This is a genomic window from Candidatus Edwardsbacteria bacterium (assembly GCA_031082425.1).
GTDB lineage: Bacteria > Edwardsbacteria > AC1 > AC1 > EtOH8 > UBA2226.
Window position 1 is genome coordinate 1 of sequence record JAVHLB010000016.1, and the last position, 16,088, is coordinate 16,088.

Annotated in this window: 16 protein-coding genes; 2 read left to right on the plus strand and 14 right to left on the minus strand. The window is 57.3% G+C overall.

All coding sequences use genetic code 11. The features are described 5' to 3' along the window. Nucleotides 1–355 precede the first annotated feature (355 nt). Complete coding sequence (uvrA, locus tag RDU76_11645; GenBank protein ID MDQ7799574.1) at nucleotides 356–3,172, plus strand: excinuclease ABC subunit UvrA; 2,817 nt, start codon at nucleotides 356–358, stop codon at nucleotides 3,170–3,172. Nucleotides 3,173–3,183: 11 nt separating this feature from the next. Further along, nucleotides 3,184–4,290 (plus strand): hypothetical protein, encoded by a 1,107-nt coding sequence (locus RDU76_11650; GenBank protein MDQ7799575.1) that lies wholly within the window; start codon nucleotides 3,184–3,186, stop codon nucleotides 4,288–4,290. A 59-nt stretch (nucleotides 4,291–4,349) separates the two neighbouring features. Here the strand turns inward: RDU76_11650 and RDU76_11655 are convergent, their stop codons facing one another. The 14 genes from RDU76_11655 to RDU76_11720 all read right to left on the minus strand — a co-directional run bounded on the left by RDU76_11655 (nucleotide 4,350) and on the right by RDU76_11720 (nucleotide 15,931). Next, entirely contained in the window at nucleotides 4,350–5,291 is a 942-nt protein-coding gene (locus RDU76_11655) for a hypothetical protein (GenBank protein MDQ7799576.1), read from the minus strand. A gap of 109 nt (nucleotides 5,292–5,400) precedes the next feature. Next, on the minus strand, nucleotides 5,401–6,561 hold the full coding sequence (locus RDU76_11660; GenBank protein ID MDQ7799577.1) for an acyl-CoA dehydrogenase family protein: 1,161 nt from the start codon (nucleotides 6,559–6,561) through the stop codon (nucleotides 5,401–5,403). A gap of 64 nt (nucleotides 6,562–6,625) precedes the next feature. Next, nucleotides 6,626–7,375: a ribonuclease III gene (rnc, locus tag RDU76_11665; protein MDQ7799578.1), complete on the minus strand. Its 750-nt coding sequence runs from the start codon at nucleotides 7,373–7,375 to the stop codon at nucleotides 6,626–6,628. Between the two features lie 3 nt (nucleotides 7,376–7,378). Then, nucleotides 7,379–8,620, minus strand: a complete 1,242-nt coding sequence (gene fabF / locus RDU76_11670) for a beta-ketoacyl-ACP synthase II (GenBank protein MDQ7799579.1) — start codon at nucleotides 8,618–8,620, stop codon at nucleotides 7,379–7,381. Nucleotides 8,621–8,713: 93 nt separating this feature from the next. Continuing rightward, nucleotides 8,714–8,953 carry an acyl carrier protein gene (locus RDU76_11675; protein ID MDQ7799580.1) on the minus strand — a complete coding sequence of 80 codons (240 nt, stop codon included), beginning with the start codon at nucleotides 8,951–8,953 and terminating at the stop codon, nucleotides 8,714–8,716. Between the two features lie 191 nt (nucleotides 8,954–9,144). After that, the gene (gene fabG, locus RDU76_11680) at nucleotides 9,145–9,885 is read right to left on the minus strand and encodes a 3-oxoacyl-[acyl-carrier-protein] reductase (GenBank protein MDQ7799581.1); all 741 of its coding nucleotides are present in this window, start codon (nucleotides 9,883–9,885) and stop codon (nucleotides 9,145–9,147) included. Between the two features lie 12 nt (nucleotides 9,886–9,897). Continuing rightward, complete coding sequence (locus RDU76_11685; GenBank protein ID MDQ7799582.1) at nucleotides 9,898–10,173, minus strand: hypothetical protein; 276 nt, start codon at nucleotides 10,171–10,173, stop codon at nucleotides 9,898–9,900. Between the two features lie 54 nt (nucleotides 10,174–10,227). Next, the gene (gene fabD, locus RDU76_11690) at nucleotides 10,228–11,163 is read right to left on the minus strand and encodes an ACP S-malonyltransferase (GenBank protein MDQ7799583.1); all 936 of its coding nucleotides are present in this window, start codon (nucleotides 11,161–11,163) and stop codon (nucleotides 10,228–10,230) included. A 159-nt stretch (nucleotides 11,164–11,322) separates the two neighbouring features. Then, nucleotides 11,323–12,303: a beta-ketoacyl-ACP synthase III gene (locus tag RDU76_11695; GenBank protein ID MDQ7799584.1), complete on the minus strand. Its 981-nt coding sequence runs from the start codon at nucleotides 12,301–12,303 to the stop codon at nucleotides 11,323–11,325. After that, nucleotides 12,300–13,490, minus strand: a complete 1,191-nt coding sequence (plsX, locus tag RDU76_11700) for a phosphate acyltransferase PlsX (GenBank protein ID MDQ7799585.1) — start codon at nucleotides 13,488–13,490, stop codon at nucleotides 12,300–12,302. Before plsX ends, RDU76_11695 begins: the two co-directional genes overlap by 4 nt. Nucleotides 13,491–13,507: 17 nt before the next feature. After that, entirely contained in the window at nucleotides 13,508–13,690 is a 183-nt protein-coding gene (gene rpmF, locus RDU76_11705) for a 50S ribosomal protein L32 (GenBank protein ID MDQ7799586.1), read from the minus strand. 185 nt (nucleotides 13,691–13,875) lie between these two features. Then, nucleotides 13,876–14,832 carry a D-alanine--D-alanine ligase gene (locus RDU76_11710; protein ID MDQ7799587.1) on the minus strand — a complete coding sequence of 319 codons (957 nt, stop codon included), beginning with the start codon at nucleotides 14,830–14,832 and terminating at the stop codon, nucleotides 13,876–13,878. Nucleotides 14,833–14,834: 2 nt separating this feature from the next. Next, nucleotides 14,835–15,554, minus strand: a complete 720-nt coding sequence (locus RDU76_11715) for a pyridoxine 5'-phosphate synthase (protein ID MDQ7799588.1) — start codon at nucleotides 15,552–15,554, stop codon at nucleotides 14,835–14,837. Nucleotides 15,555–15,637: 83 nt separating this feature from the next. Next, nucleotides 15,638–15,931 (minus strand): DUF3098 domain-containing protein, encoded by a 294-nt coding sequence (locus tag RDU76_11720; protein ID MDQ7799589.1) that lies wholly within the window; start codon nucleotides 15,929–15,931, stop codon nucleotides 15,638–15,640. Nucleotides 15,932–16,088 lie beyond the last annotated feature (157 nt).

Here is a 16,088-nt window from a genome sequence, read left to right on the forward strand (position 1 = left end):
TCTTTATATATTGCGTTACTGTACACAAATATCTTGTTAATTATTGTAATTAAATAGTTTATGATTGTCAAGCAAAATAATTACCTGGTTATGATAACAACTATGTGTTTGAATTTCTACTGATTTTTTATGCCTAATTGACACTTAAATAAAAAGCTGTTATACTTGTCGGTTGCCAATACTTTTAACAGGTTGTCATTCCGGGCTTGACCCGGAATCCAGCGTTTTATTGGATTCCCGATTCCTCGGGAATGACAAGATAGCCAAAATGAGTTTGTGAGGTAATATGACTGCTTGTATTAGATCAAGTCTTTGTATTTATTAATGATTTTGATATTGGAAATTTTATAAGCTTATGCGCGACAAACTGATAATAAAAGGCGCCCGGGAGCACAACTTAAAAAACATCAGCCTGGAGATCCCCCGCGACAAGCTGGTGGTGATCACCGGCCTGTCCGGCTCCGGCAAATCCTCCCTGGCCTTCGACACCATCTACGCCGAGGGCCAGCGCCGCTATGTGGAATCCCTCTCGGCCTATGCCCGCCAGTTTTTGGGGCTGATGGAGAAGCCCGACGTGGATTTTATCGACGGCCTCTCCCCGGCCATCGCCATCGAACAGCGCGCGGCCAGCAAAAACCCCCGTTCCACCGTGGGCACGGTCACCGAGATCCACGATTATCTGAGATTATTGTTCGCCCGGATCGGCCAACCCCACTGCCCCCACTGCGGCCGCCCCATCACCTCCCAGACCGTCCAGCAGATCACCGACGACATTTTGACCCGGCCCGAGGGCGCCAAGGTCCAATTACTGGCCCCGCTGGTGCGGGGGCGCAAGGGGGAATACAAGGACATCTTCGACAAGATGCGCCGGGAGGGCTTCGTCCGGGTCCGGGTGGACGGCAAACTGCATGAGATCGAAGCGGCCCCGGCCCTGGATAAGAACAAGAAGCACCAGATCGAAGCGGTGGTGGACCGGCTGACAATAGGACCCAAGTCGCAGAAGCGGCTGGCCGACTCACTGGAGATCGCCTTGAAACTGGCCGACGGCCTGGTCACCGTGATCTTCGACGATAAAGATGAACAGATCTACAGCGAAAAGCTGTCCTGTCCCGACTGCAAATTCTCCTTTGCCGAGATGACCCCCCGGATGTTCTCCTTCAACAGCCCCTTCGGGGCCTGCCCGGCCTGCTCCGGGCTGGGCACCAAGATGGAGATCGACCCCGAAGCCCTGGTGCCAAATCCCGACCTGACCATCAACGAGGGCGCGGTGATGGCCTGGGGCGATCCCATGGGGCATTGGATAGGCACCCAGCTGGAGGCCCTGTCCAAGACCTATAAATTCTCCCTGGACCTGCCGTGGAAAGACCTGCCGCCCAAGGCCCGCCAGACGGTGCTGTACGGGACCGACAAGGAGATCCAGGTGCGCTACGAATCGGAGAACAACCAGAACATCTACCAGTTCTCCAAAAGATTCGAGGGGGCCATCCCCAACCTGATGCGCCGTTACAAGGAGACCGAATCCGACTACATCCGCTACGAGATCGAGAAATACATGTCCATCCTGCCCTGCCCCGCCTGCAACGGAGCCCGGCTGAAGCCGGAGACCCTGGCGGTAAAGGTGCTGGAACTTAACATCAACGATATCTCCCGGATGTCGGTAAAGCAGGCCAAAAAATTCTTCAGCAACGGGCTGGATCTGTCGGACAAGGACCGGACCATCAGCCGCCAGATACTGAAGGAGCTGAATGCCCGCCTGGGCTTTCTGGTGGACGTGGGCCTGGACTACCTGACCCTGGACCGTTCCTCGGAGTCGCTGGCCGGAGGCGAGGCCCAGCGGATCCACCTGGCCACCCAGATCGGGGCCTCGCTGACCGGGGTGCTCTACGTGCTGGACGAGCCCTCCATCGGACTGCATCAGCGGGACAACATCCGGCTGCTCAACACTCTGACCAAACTGCGGGATCTGGGCAACACCGTCCTGGTGGTGGAGCACGACAAGGAGACCATGCTGGCGGCCGATCACATCGTGGACCTGGGTCCCGGGGCCGGGACCGCCGGGGGCGAGATCGTGGCCCAGGGCACCCCGGCCAGGATCATGCAGACCAAATCATCGCTGACCGGACAGTACCTGGCCGGAAAGCGGCATATCCCCACCCCGGCCAGACGGCGCAAGGGAAACGGCCTGAGCCTGACCGTGCGCCAGGCCTCGGAGAATAATTTAAAGGACATTGACGTGGAGTTCCCCCTGGCCAGGCTGATCTGCGTCACCGGGGTCTCCGGCTCCGGCAAAAGCACCCTGGTCAACGATATCCTTTACCGGGCCCTGGCCCAAAAATTCACCCGCTCCCGCACCCAGCCGGGGAGACACCGCAAGATCGAGGGCCTGCATAACCTGGACAAGGTCATCAACATCGACCAGTCGCCCATCGGACGCACCCCCCGCTCCAACCCGGCCACCTACACCGGGCTGTTCACCTACCTGCGGGAGCTGTTCGCCCTGACCCAGGAATCCAAACTGCGGGGCTACAAGGTGGGCCGCTTCTCCTTCAACGTCAAAGGCGGACGCTGCGAAGCCTGCGAGGGCGACGGGATCGTCAAGATCGAGATGCACTTCCTGCCGGATGTCTACGTGCCCTGTGAGGTCTGCAAGGGCAAGCGCTACAACCGGGAGACCTTGGAGGTGGCCTACAAGGGCAAGAATATCTCGGAGGTGCTGGAGATGACGGTGGACCAGGCCCTGGAGTTCTTCGAGGCCATCCCCAAGATCCACCGCAAGCTGAGGACCCTGGCCGACGTCGGATTGGGTTACATCCATCTGGGACAATCGGCCACCACCCTGTCGGGTGGCGAGGCCCAACGGGTCAAGCTGGCCGGGGAGCTTTCCAAGATAGCCACCGGCAAGACCCTGTACATCCTGGACGAGCCCACCACCGGCCTGCATTTCGAGGATGTCAAGATGCTGCTGACCGTGCTGCAGAGGCTGGTGGACAAGGGCAACACCGTGATCGTCATCGAGCACAATCTGGACGTCATCAAATCGGCCGACTGGATCGTCGACCTGGGGCCGGAGGGCGGCGACCAGGGCGGCTCCATCGTGGTCCAGGGCACCCCGGAGAAGGTGGCCGCCCATGCCAGGTCCTATACCGGACAGTACCTGAAGAAAGAAATGTGATCTTTTTCCAAATGACCCGAACCAGCAAAATATTCAAATATCGGCCGATGCTGCCGGTATTTGTTTTTATCCTTCTGGCCGTCCCTTCCCTTGGCCGGGCCCAGGATACCGCCTATTATTTCTACCGGGGCCTGCCCTACGGCAGCCAGGCCAACTATGACCCCCTGAATGTGATCATCAACGGCGGCTATGGTGTCCTGCAGATACCCAATTACACCGATCGGCAGGTTTTCGAATATCCTTACCGGTCATGGTGGAAAACCCTTTGGGGATATATCGGGCACCCGATCAATACCATCGACCAATTCGGCTGGAAGCGTTTTCTTTCCACCGAGATCTTCCCCACCAGCCTGAACATCGAAAAACAGCAATTCTTCCCCAATTATTTTTTGCACACTCTGGGGGCCGGCATGCATTACCGGGCCACCATGGAGTGGTACCGGCACCGCCGCTTCCCGCACCCGGCCATAAGTTCGGCCTTGACCATGACCGCCTATCACCTGCTTTCGGAGATGGTGGAGAACCGGAATAATACAGAGATCACGGTCGATGCCATCGCCGACCTGTACGTGTTCGATCCCCTGGGTATTGCCCTATTTTCAAATGAGAGCATCTGCCGGTTTTTCTCCCAAAAACTGGAGCTGGCCGAATGGTCCAATCCGCCGGCCTATGATTTTCACAGTCGCAACCTGGAGAACATGGGGCAGTTCTACGTGATGAAATACCCTCTGACCAGAGACAAACGCTGGAAGGCTTTTTCCCATTTCGGCCTCAATGCGGTGGCCGGCCTGTCCCGTAAGATCGACCGGGAAAGATCTCTCTCCCTGGGCCTGGGTTTCACGGTAAAGGAACTGACCCCGGCCCAGGAGGACCAGGCAGGAAGTGCCCTGACCGCCAGGCTGGCATTACGGGCCGGAGCATTTTATGACCTCAACAACTCGCTGATGTGCTCGGTGATACTTACCGGGATCCCGGAGAGCCGATTCCGGATGAATGTCTACCCCGGCCTGTTGAAATATAAGGGGATCACTCCGGGGTTGTTCCTTTCGCAGGAAGCCAGCCGGGGCTGGATGGCCGGGATCAAATTGCAGTACCTGCCGTTGGGAGCCGCCTTCTGAGATATTGAATATCAACGCCCCCCGGCAGAAATGCCGGGGGGCGTTGGCTTGCCATTCCATTATTTTTTATTTATGGTTGCCCTGGACTGCTTCCAGAAATCCTGGCCATCCATCCACCAGATGACGGCTGAATTGTATTCCAGCCTGATCCAGCGGGCGGCGGGAGCCATCTCCTTGAGACAGGCCACCCAGTCGTTCCAACTGTCCTTCTGCATGCCCTCCATCGCCTGGTCCTGCATCTGCCGGGCCTGCTCCCCGGCTCCGGTCTGGGCATATCCCTCCTGCATCTCCTGGGCCAGGGCCATCATGGCGGCCATATCGCCGGATTTCTTCAACTCCTTCATTTTTTTCTTCTTGGCCTCCAGGTCCGCCTTCCGGGCGGCGTCGCCGGACTTCTCCTTGGGAGGAGCGCCCGGGCCGGCGCCGAACACCTGGTCGTGGTATTTTTTGATGATCAATGACCCATCGGTGCCCGGAGCCCAGAACTGGACGAAACGCAGCCACTGATATTGGTTGAAAAGCTGCTCGTAATCGGCCTGGGTGTGGCCGTAGCGGCCGATCAGACCCTTTAATTGAGCTAAAGGCTGGGGTATCATGTATTCATAGCCCCTGGTCCGCTTTTTAAAACCAATGGAATCTGTCATGGCCACCATCAAACGGGTCAGCTCCGTCAGTTCATTCTGGGGCTTGCTCTTATAGTGGGCCCGGTAGATCACCGAAAAACCCTTCCGGAAATTCGGCTCATCGGTAAAAGGCTCGATAATATCATAGGGGCCCAGGGTCTTTTTATAAAAGGCCATTATTTTCTCAGGACTTTCATTGGTCACCCGGTTCAAAGGATTATCGGATATGGCCTCGCTGTTGGAATAGATCGGAGAACTTATGGTGGATTTGTCATCGGGGGTATCCACCTCCCCGCCGTCGGCCAGGCAGAGATTTCGGCCGGACAGCAGCAGAATGGCAACGAAAACAAGAGCTTGGAATCGGCTATTTGAGTTCATACCTCTCCTTGTATTGAAAATTACATTTGATGGCATGAATATTAGCATTCAAATCCACAGAAGTCAATAAGAAACCCCGGCTTACGCCGGGGTTTTAAGTTTTAGGGAATTATTCCCTGCTTCCCGCCGCCTCCTTGATCAGGTTGGAGGCGATAACGCCCCGCTGGATCTGGTTGGTGCCCTCGTAGATCTGGGTGATCTTGGCATCGCGCATCATCTTCTCCACCGGGTATTCCTTCATATAGCCGTAGCCGCCCAGCACCTGGACCGCATTGGTGGTCACCTCCATGGCCACATCGGAGGCGAAGCACTTGCACATGGCGCTCTCCTTGGCGAACTTCTTCTCGCCGGAGTCTATGGTCCGGGCGGTGGCATAGACCAGGGCCCGGGCGGCCTCCAGCTTCATGGCCATGTCGGCCAGCATGAACTGCACCCCCTGGAAGGCCGAGATCGGCTTGCCGAACTGCACCCTCTCCCGGGAATACTTCACCGCCTCGTCCAGGGCCCCCTGGGCAATCCCCAGGGCCTGGGCGGCCACCCCGGGCCGGGTCCGGTCCAGGGTGCCCATGGCCACCAGAAATCCCATCCCCTCCTTGCCCAGGATCTGGTCCTTGTGCACCCGGCAGTTGTCGAACACCAGCTCGCTGGTGATCGAGGCCCGGATGCCCATCTTGTTCTCCTTCTTGCCGAAGGAGAAGCCGGGGGTGCCCTTCTCCACGATGAAGGCGGTGGCCCCGCGGCTGCCCTTGGTGCGGTCGGTCAGGGCCACCACCGAATAGATCTCGGCCTCGCCGCCGTTGGTGATCCACTGCTTGGTGCCGTTCAGCACGAAGTGGTCGCCGTCCCTGGTCGCGGTGGTCTGGATGCCTCCGGCATCCGATCCGGCATTGGCCTCGGTCAGCCCGAAGGCCGCCAGCTTCTTGCCCTTGGCAATGTCCGGCAGGTATTTCTTCTTCTGCTCCTCGGTGCCGAACAGGATGATGGGGAAGGTGCCCAGTCCGGTGGCGGCAAAGGCCAGGGAGATGCCGCCACAGTAGCGCGACAGCTCCTCGGTGGCCACCACCATCTCCATCACTCCGCCGCCCAGGCCACCGTAGGCCTCGGGAATGTAGACCCCGCAGATATCGGCGTCGGCCAGCACTTTGACTATATCCCAGGGGAACTCTCCGCTGACGTCATGGTGTTCCCGCACCGGCTTTATCTTCTCCACCCCGATCTTGTGGCAGAGGTCCTTTATCATCTGTTGTTCATCAGTGAAGAAATAATTCATGGCAACTCCTAATATTTTGTCGTTATTTACAGATCTGGTTGCACGTTCATAACGGCCAGACTGGTTATCGCCCGCCGTTCTCGGTCTTCAGTTTCTCGATGGTCTGCTGGGCCGCCGACTGTTCGGCCTCTTTCTTGCTGGCTCCCCAGGCTATTCCATAACGCTTGCGACCGATCTTGAGCTCCACCTCGAACATCCGGTTGTGCTTGGGGCCGGATTCGGCCTTAAGGTTGTAGCGCACCGCCTGGGTTATGTTATGCGACTGCAGATATTCCTGGAGCAGCCCCTTGTAATTGCGATAGGAATCGCTGGATATCAGATGTTCTATCCGCCAGAAATACCCTTTCTCCAGGAATTTACGCACCGCCCCCAATCCGGAGTCCAGGTAATAGGCGGCGATCAGCGATTCAAAAGCATCGCACAGGATGGAGTCCTTGGACCGCCCGCCGGAGGCCAGCTCCTCACGGGAGAGCTCCAGCATCTCGCCCACCCCCAGTTCCCGGGCCACCTGGGAGAGGATCCGCTTGCTGACCACCAGCGATTTTATCTCGGTCAGCTTGCCCTCGTCGTCCCGGGGCCGGGTGTGGTAGAGATATTCGCAGACCAGCAGCCCCAGCACCGCATCCCCCAGCAGCTCCATCCGCTCGTTGGATTCCAGATGGGTGGAGGACGCCGACCGGTGCCTCAGCGACTGGAGGAAGAGCTCCTGGTCCCTGATCCTCCAGCCCAGCCGGGCCTCTATCCTGTTAAGCGCCTCCTTGCGGTGGCCGGGAAGCAGCTTTCTCTTGAGATGGGGGAAAATCTTTTTAAACAAATCTTACTGCTCGAATTTTCTTACCGCCAGGCATACATTGTGCCCTCCGAACCCGAAAGAGTTGGAAAGGGCCGCCTTGACCTCGGCCGGCCGGGCCTTGTTGGGCACGTAATCCAGGTCGCACTCCGGGTCCGGCGTGGCGTAGTTGATAGTGGGGTGAATGGTTTGGTGCATTATGCACAATGCGGTGGCGATCAGCTCCACGCCGCCGGCCGCTCCCAGCAGGTGTCCGGTCATGGATTTGGTGGAGGACACCGCCAGCTTTTTGGCCTGCTCTCCGAACACCGTTTTTATGGCCGCCGTCTCGTACTTGTCGTTCAGGTCGGTGGAGGTGCCGTGGGCGTTGATATAGCTAATATCCTCCGGTCTCAGTCCGGCGTTCTTGATGGCCGTTCTCATGGCCCTCACCGCGCCCTCTCCCCCGGGAGCCGGAGCGGTGATGTGGTGGGCGTCGGCAGTGGCGCCGGTGCCGCACAGTTCGGCATAGATCTTGGCGCCGCGGGCCCGGGCATGCTCCAGCTCCTCAAGAATGACGATGCCCGATCCCTCGCCCATGATGAAACCGTCGCGGTCCTTGTCAAAGGGACGGGAGGCATGCTCCGGATCGTCATTGCGGGTGGAGAGGGCCCTTAAGGCGCAGAACCCGGCCAGGGCCAGCGGGGTTATCGGGGCCTCGGCCCCGCCGCAGATCATGGCCTCGCTGTCGCCGGTCTGGATGATCCGCAGAGCATCGGCAATGGCATGGCCGGCCGAAGCGCAGGCCGAGACCGTGGCGTAGTTGGGTCCCTTGGCTCCATGGGCGATGGACACATAACCGGCCGCGATGTCGGAGATCATCATCGGCACGAAGAACGGGGAGACCTTGTCCGGCCCGGATTCCAGCAGTTTCTGGTGCTGGGCCTCCCAGGTCTCGGTGCCGCCGATGCCGGAGGCGATGATCACCCCCACCCGCTCGGCGAACTCGCCCTCGATCTTCAGGCCGGAGTCCTCCACCGCCATCTTGGCTGCCGCCATGGCGTAATGGGTGTAGCGGTCCATCCGGCGCAGCTCCTTGCGGTCCATGTATGCCGCCGGATCGAAATCCTTGACCTCCCCGGCTATCTGGGCGGTATGCCGGGAGGTGTCGAAACGGGTTATTTTGCCTACCCCGTTTTTGCCCTCCTTCAGCCCGGCCCAGAATTCATCCAAGGTATTGCCGATGGGGCAAACCACCCCCATTCCGGTTATTACTACCCTTCTTTTCATATACTTTAAATCTTTCTTCAAGATGATTGTTTCTTCGGAACGGAGGCGCCATTTTCGGACGCCCCCGTTTTTATTCAGTATGACGGCTTTGCTCTATTTCTCGGCCATCTTCTTTTCGATATACCCGACCGCGCCGCCTACTGTGGTCAGCTTCTCGGCCTCATCATCCGGGATCTCCATCCCGAACTTCTCCTCCAGGGCCATCACCAGCTCCACGGTGTCCAGTGAATCGGCACCCAGGTCTTCGATGAAAGAAGCCTCCATGGTCACCTGCGAAGCCTCAACTCCCAAACGATCGATAACGATCTTTTTGACATCGTCGATTACTGCCATTGTTGTTTCACCTCCTTTTTGTTATTAATGAAATGATTGGTTAATATCAATTTGCTTTCTTCATAATCGAAACAATATAAACATTTATCATAGTTCTACCATAATCCTTGATTTACCGCCAAGACGCGAAGCACGCAAAGATCATATTTGATAATTCTTAGCGAACTTAGCGGCTTTGCGGTTCGCCAAAACTACATCACCAGACCGCCGTCCACATGCAGCACCTGGCCGGTTATATAAGAAGCCTGCTCCGAGACCAAAAACATCACCGCGTTAGCCACGTCGTCCACGCTGCCCATCCGGCCCAGCGGGATGCCCTTCTTGTAGTTCTCCTTGACCTCGTCGGTCAGCTTGGCGGTCATGGCGGTCTCGATGAAGCCCGGGGCGATGGCGTTGCAGGTGATGTTGCGCGAGGCAAACTCCTTGGCGGTGGATTTGGTGAAGGCGATCAGGCCCCCCTTGGAGGCCGCGTAGTTGGACTGCCCGGCATTGCCCATCACGCCGATGACCGATGACATGTTGACTATCCGGCCCTGGCGCTGTTTCATCATGATCCGGGACACTGCCTTGGTCATCAGAAAAGCACCCTTCAGGTTGATGTCCAGCACCAGATCCCAGTCCTTTTCCTCCATCCGCATCATCAGGTTGTCGCGGGTGACGCCGGCATTATTGACCAAAATGTCAATAGTGCCAAATGTCTCTTGCGTTTTCTTGATCAGCTCCGCGACCTCATTGGCATCGGCCACATTGCATTTGATGGCTATGGCTTTTACGCCCAGGGTCTCGATCTCCTTGGCGGTCTTCTCGGCCTCCTCCAGGTTGACGTCGCTGACCACGATGTTGGCCCCGGCCTTGGCCAGCGCCAGGGCTATTGATTTTCCTATGCCCTGGGCCGAGCCGGTTATGATGGCGTTTTTATCTTTTAGTAACATATCAAAATAATTTCACTTTTCTTTTCTATTTTCTTTTGAATTATCTATATTGTATGGCTTCCTCAATTTCCCCCTAAAAATCCCATACCAATCGATTGGAAACAAGAATAAACCCCAAGCTGTTAAACATAAGCCCGTAGTAATCACCATGGATAAAACATAAGTCTCAATTTTAAATGATTCTATTATGAAGTCATAAGTAAGCATTACTGCTATAACAAGCCAAGCAACTAAAGCAAAAATCTGCAGTTTCGTAAGATGAACCTTATTTATTTTCTTTCGAGACATTATGGGAAAATATGCTTTTGTTTTTCTGAGAATATACACATGAAAACCGAATTATTACTTCTTCAGCGCTTCCATCGTCTCCGCCAAGGTCTTGCTGTCCTCCACGTTCAGCACGTTGACCTCGGGCGCGATCCGCTTGATCAAACCTTTCAGCACCCGGCCGGGGCCGCACTCTATCATAGTGGTCACGCCCAGCTCGGACATCTTTTTAACGGACTCCTCCCAGCGCACCGGCTTCTTCACCTGCTCTATCAGCAGTTCCTTGATGGTGGCCGGGCTGTGGACCGGCTCGGCCGAAACATTGGCTATCACCGGGCAGGCCGGCTCTTTGATCGTGATCTGGTTCAGCGCCCGCCTCATCCCGTATTGGGCGATGTCCATCAGCTCCGAGTGGAAGGCGCCTGAGACCTCCAGCTGGACGGCCCGCTTGGCCCCCTTGGCCTTGGCCAGCTCCATGGCCTTCTCTATGGCCCTGACCTCGCCGGAGATCACCGTCTGCTCGGCCGAGTTGAAATTGGCGGCCTCCACGATGCCGGCCTCCCGGGCCTGGTGGCAGATATTTTCCACCTCCCTGGGCTCCAGACCGATGATGGCCGCCATGGTGCCGGGCTGGATGTCGCCGGAGATGGCCATCAGCGAACCGCGGATGCGTACTAATCTGACTGCGTCCTCAAAGGCTACGGCCCCGGCCGCCACCAAAGCGGAATACTCGCCCAGGCTGTGCCCGGCGGTGTAATCGAACTTGATGCCATCCTTCTCCATCAGCCTGAAGGCGGCGATGGAGTGGATCAGGATGGCCGGCTGGGCGTTGTGGGTCATTCGCAGTTCGGCCGGGGTGCTCTCGAAGCAGATCTTGGTGATGTCGAACTTCAGGGCCTCGTTGGCCTTCTCGTAGGTCTCCTTGGCCATGGGATGGTTGTCGTACAGGTCCTTTCCCATGCCCACATACTGGGCGCCCTGTCCGGGGAATATAAAAGCTAATTTTGACATATTCATTAATTCCTTTTAAATTGGACACAGATTTACGCGGATATTGATGATTCTCTTTATAACAAAATTGGATTGCTTCGTCAGTCCCGCAACGATGCCTCCTCACAATGACCGGCCTTCTATATTCCTAATTCTATATTCAATATTCTTTATAAAAGCCTACCATCTGATCAGCACCGCTCCCCAGGTGAAACCGGCCCCGAAGGCCACCAGCATCACCAGGTCGCCCTTTTTGATCCGGCCCTCCCGCACCGCCTCGTCCAATGCGATGGGAATGGAGGCCGCCGAAGTGTTGCCGTATTTCTGAATGTTGACATAGACCGTATCCGCTCCGGCCCCCAGCCGCTCGGCGATGGCCTCGATGATGCGGATGTTGGCCTGGTGCGGGATCAGCAGATTCAGCTGGTCCTTGGTGACCCCGGCGCTCTCCATGGCCTTCATGGACGCTTCCAGCATGTTGCGGACGGCATGGGGAAACACCTTGTTGCCGGCCATCTTTACCACGTGCATTTTCTCATCCACCGTTTGGTGGCTGGCCGGATTGAGCGAGCCTCCGCCGGGCATGTAAAGCAGGTCTCCCAGGTTGCCGTCGGCCCCCAGGTAGGTTCCCAGGATCCCCCGGTCTTCGTCCACCGCCCCCAGCACCGCCGCCCCGGCCCCGTCCCCGAACAGCACGCAGGTGCCGCGGTCGGTCCAGTCGGTGATCTTGGTCAGTTCCTCGGCCCCGATCACCAGTATCTTTCTTCTGGGGTCGGCCGTTATCAGGGAGCGGGCCAGCTCCAGCCCGTAGATGAACCCGGTGCAGCCGGCCGCCAGATCGAACGCCGCGGCCTGCTTGGCGCCCAGGGCAGCCTGGACCAGGCAGGCGGTGGAGGGAAACATCATGTCGGGGGTGATGGTCCCGATGATGATAAAATCCAGCTCCTCGGGTTTCATTTTGGCCGCTTCCAGCGCCCGCCGGGCCGCCTCGATGCATAATTTCGAGGTGGGCGTTTTCTCATCCGAGACATGCCGTTCCTTTATGCCGCTGCGCTGGGTTATCCACTCATCGGTGGTTTCGACGATCTTCTCCAGGTCGGCGTTGGTCAATATCTTCTCGGGGACGAAATGCCCGGTCCCCAGAATGGCCGCATATTTCATTTTTTAACTTCCTTTGCATAATTGGAAAGTTGGTGCTTGATATGGTCGTTCACCCGGTGGGAGACGCAGCGGTGGGCCACCAGAACGGCGTTCTTGATGGCCTTGGCGGTGGAACGGCCGTGGCAGATGATGCACACCCCGTTGACCCCCAGCAGCGGGGCCCCTCCGTATTCCTCGTAATCCAGGTCCTTGGCAAATTTCCTCAGGGCGGGCTTCAACAGCAGGGCCCCGATCTTGCCGAAGATATTGGTATAGACGTAGCGCTTGATGGAGCCGTAGAACATCCGGACCACGCTCTCGGCGAATTTCAGGATGACATTGCCCACGAACCCGTCGCAGACCACCACGTCGGCGGTGCCCTTGAGGATGTCCTTGCCCTCGATGTTGCCGATGAAGTTCAATCCGCTGTCCGCCAGCAGCAGGTGGGATTTTTGAGTCAGCTCATCGCCCTTGGTGGACTCCTCGCCCACCGAAAGCAGCCCCACCTTGGGATCGGGCTTCTCGAAGACGTAATGGGCGAACGACGAACCCATCATGCCGAACTGCAGCAGATAGTGGGGTTTGCAGTCGGGGTTGGCCCCGGCATCCACCACGATGCAGCCTCCCAGCTCAGTGGGCATGAAGGTGGCGATGGCCGGGCGGGAGACCCCCTCGATCCGCCCCAGTTCAAAAAGCGAGGCGCCCATCACCGCTCCGGTGTTCCCGGCCGATATGAAACCCTCGGCCTCCCCCTTCTTCTGCAGGCGCAGGCCGACCGAGATGGAGGAATCGCGCTTGCTGCGCAGGGCTTCGGTGGGGGTTTCGTGCATACCTATGCTCTGGGAGGCATGCACCAGCTTGACCCCGTATTTCTCCAGATCCTCCTCCTGGTATTCCTTTTCTCCGATGCCAGCGGCCAGCTCGGTCTTGATGGCCACCGTATCGCCTACCAGTATCACCTGGAATTTGCCCCGGCCGATCCTGGCGGCCTCGATGGCCCCCAGGATGTTGGGCACCACCCCGTTGTCGCCGCCCATGGCATCCACCACGATCCTGACCGGACCGTCATAACCTCCATCCGGCAGGTTCTCCAGCCCCAGCTTTCCTCCGGTGGTTATCTCCTTGGCCTTTTTGCCGCGGTTCCGTTTGTCTGGGGAATGCCCGGCATCCGCCGGCCTGGCCCCGGTATTTTTAGCCTTGGGTGCCATTTTATTTTAATAAAAAATTAAACTTCTTTGATGCTGACGATCTCCCGGCCCCCGTAATATCCGCAGTAGGGGCAGGCCCGGTGGGGCATCCGCGACTGGTGGCAGTGGGAGCACTTCACCAGGTTGGGGGCGGTCAGCTTCCAGTTGGCCCGGCGTTTCCCGGTGCGCGAATTGGAATGTTTTCTCTTGGGGACTGGCATGTTGGTTTCCTCCTAATGTCATTATGTGATGGTTATTTTTACGGTATGGGATATCTGCAAAAGTATTTTTAACCACGGAAACACTGAATCTTCGGAATAATACTAATGGACAAGATGGGGTTTAAGGTTTTTGAATAGTACCGTGTCTCAGTGGTATGTCTCGCAAAGGACTTGTTGTCTGTAATTTAGATTTTTGCGCTGGCTAGGATCGTCAGCACCACCTCATCATAGCTCAGACCGGCCACCTTGGCCTCGGCCGGAAGGTCGGACAGGTCGGTCATCCCCGGCAGGGTGTTAACCTCCAAAATGTACGGGGTCCCAGCCCGGTCCACTATGGCATCCACCCGGGACCAGCCGTGACAGCCCAACGTATGATGGGCGGCCAAAGCCGTCTCCTGGGCCCGGCGGTAAAGGCTGCCTGGCAGGCGGGCCGGTATGATGAACTCGGTCATCCCCTTGGTGTATTTGGCCTGGAAATCGTAGAATTCGTTTTTGGGAACCAGCTCCAGGATCGGCAGGGCTTTGGCTTTTTGGCCGTTGCCCAGAATGCCGGTGGTGATATTCATGCCCGATATGAACCGCTCGGCGATCAACCCGCCGTACTTGCGGTGCAGCTTCTTGAAACCCGACACAGCCTCCCGGTGGTTCTTGACGATGGAAACCCCGATGGAAGAGCCCTCCTCCAGCGGCTTTATTATCAGCGGCAGTCCCAGTTCCTCCTGGGCCTGTTGGGCGGCCCGGGCCGGGTCGTCGCCCCGATCGATCCATAAAAATTCCGGGGTGGGGATCCCCTGCTCCTTGAATATTTTTTTGCTGTAGCCCTTGTGCATGGCCAGGGCCGAAGCCAGCACCCCCGACCCGGTGTAGGGAATGTCCATCATCTCCAGAAGCCCCTGAATGGTGCCATCCTCGCCGTACCGGCCGTGCAGGATGATGAAAGCCAGCTCTATCTTTTGGGCCGCCAGCTTTTTGGCCACATCGGTTCCCACATCGATGCCCACCGCTTTGAATCCCTGCCGTTTCAGGGATGCCAGAACATTCCTGCCGGAGCGCAGGGACACCTCCCGTTCCCCGGAACGCCCGCCCATCAGGACCCCGATCTTTTTATCGGCGATTTTTTTCTTGATGCTGCCAGCAGGCATGGCTACCTTTCCAAAAGCGCTTTCATGTCGCGAACCGCCCTATCCAGACCCACCAGCACCGCTTGGGCGATGATGGCATGCCCGATGTTCAGTTCGGTTATCTGGGGAATTCCGACCACGGGAAGCAGATTAAAATAATCAAGCCCGTGCCCGGCGTGCACTTTCAGACCCAGTTTTTGGGCCAGCTTGGCGGCCTGGGCCACCCGGGCGGCCTCCTTTTGCATCCCATCCACCCGGGCCTGGGAAAAAGCGTTGGTGTTGATCTCTATGGCATCGGCCCCCAGTTTTCGGGCCAGTTTGACCTGTTTGTCGTCCGGCTCGATGAAGCAGGTCACCGATATCCCGGCCGCCTTCAGCTGTCTGGCGGCCCGGGCCACCCGGTCCCCGGCCTTTTGCAGGTCCAGCCCCCCCTGGGTGGTTATCTCGCCTGGTTTCTCAGGCACCAGGCACACCGCATCGGGCTTGATATCGGTCATCAAGGCAACCATTTCGTCATCGGCCGCCAATTCCACGTTGAGATGGGTGTTGACCGTCTGGCGAAGCAGCTGGACGTCCCGGTCCTGGATATGGCGGCGGTCGGAGCGCAGATGCACCGTTATGCCGTCGGCCCCGGCCAGGGTGGCCACGGCCGCGGCCCACACCGGGTCCGGCTGAAGGGACCTTCTGGCCTGCCTCAGGGTGGCCACATGATCGATATTTACGCCCAGTCTTATTCTTTCCATACCCAACAATAAACCACGGTAGGAGCCTTTGCAGATTTTTACTGCATCCGCTAGACCGTGGTCCTAAATTTTATTATATTGAATTATTTCTTTATGATCGCGATCGGGATCACCACGCAGTATCCCAGCACCAGCAGCACCGGGGCCGCGTTCATGGTAAGCCATCCGTTGATCCCGCCCTTAAAGGGGTGAACGAACGGGAAACCGCCGCCAAATGTGGGACTGGAAAGGAACAGGAAGCCCAACAGGATCAGCCCGGCAGCAGCGGCGAACAAAACATAATTTACCCTGGTAAAGCCGATGGGGGTCTCCGGGGCGGATTCCTTGCTGACCGCCTCATATTTGGCGGCTGGCCGCCTATCAGTTTTTTTTGCCATAATATCCTTTAATCAGATTGGTAAGTATACAAATTTTAAGGCCTTTTGTCAAGAGATAAGGCTTCGGTTTATAGAAGCCGAACCAGGAAGCAAGAAGGCTGTTTACTTGTTGAGGTATCTTTCCGGTGAGTTTAAAATAATATGTAACTTTTAGCCC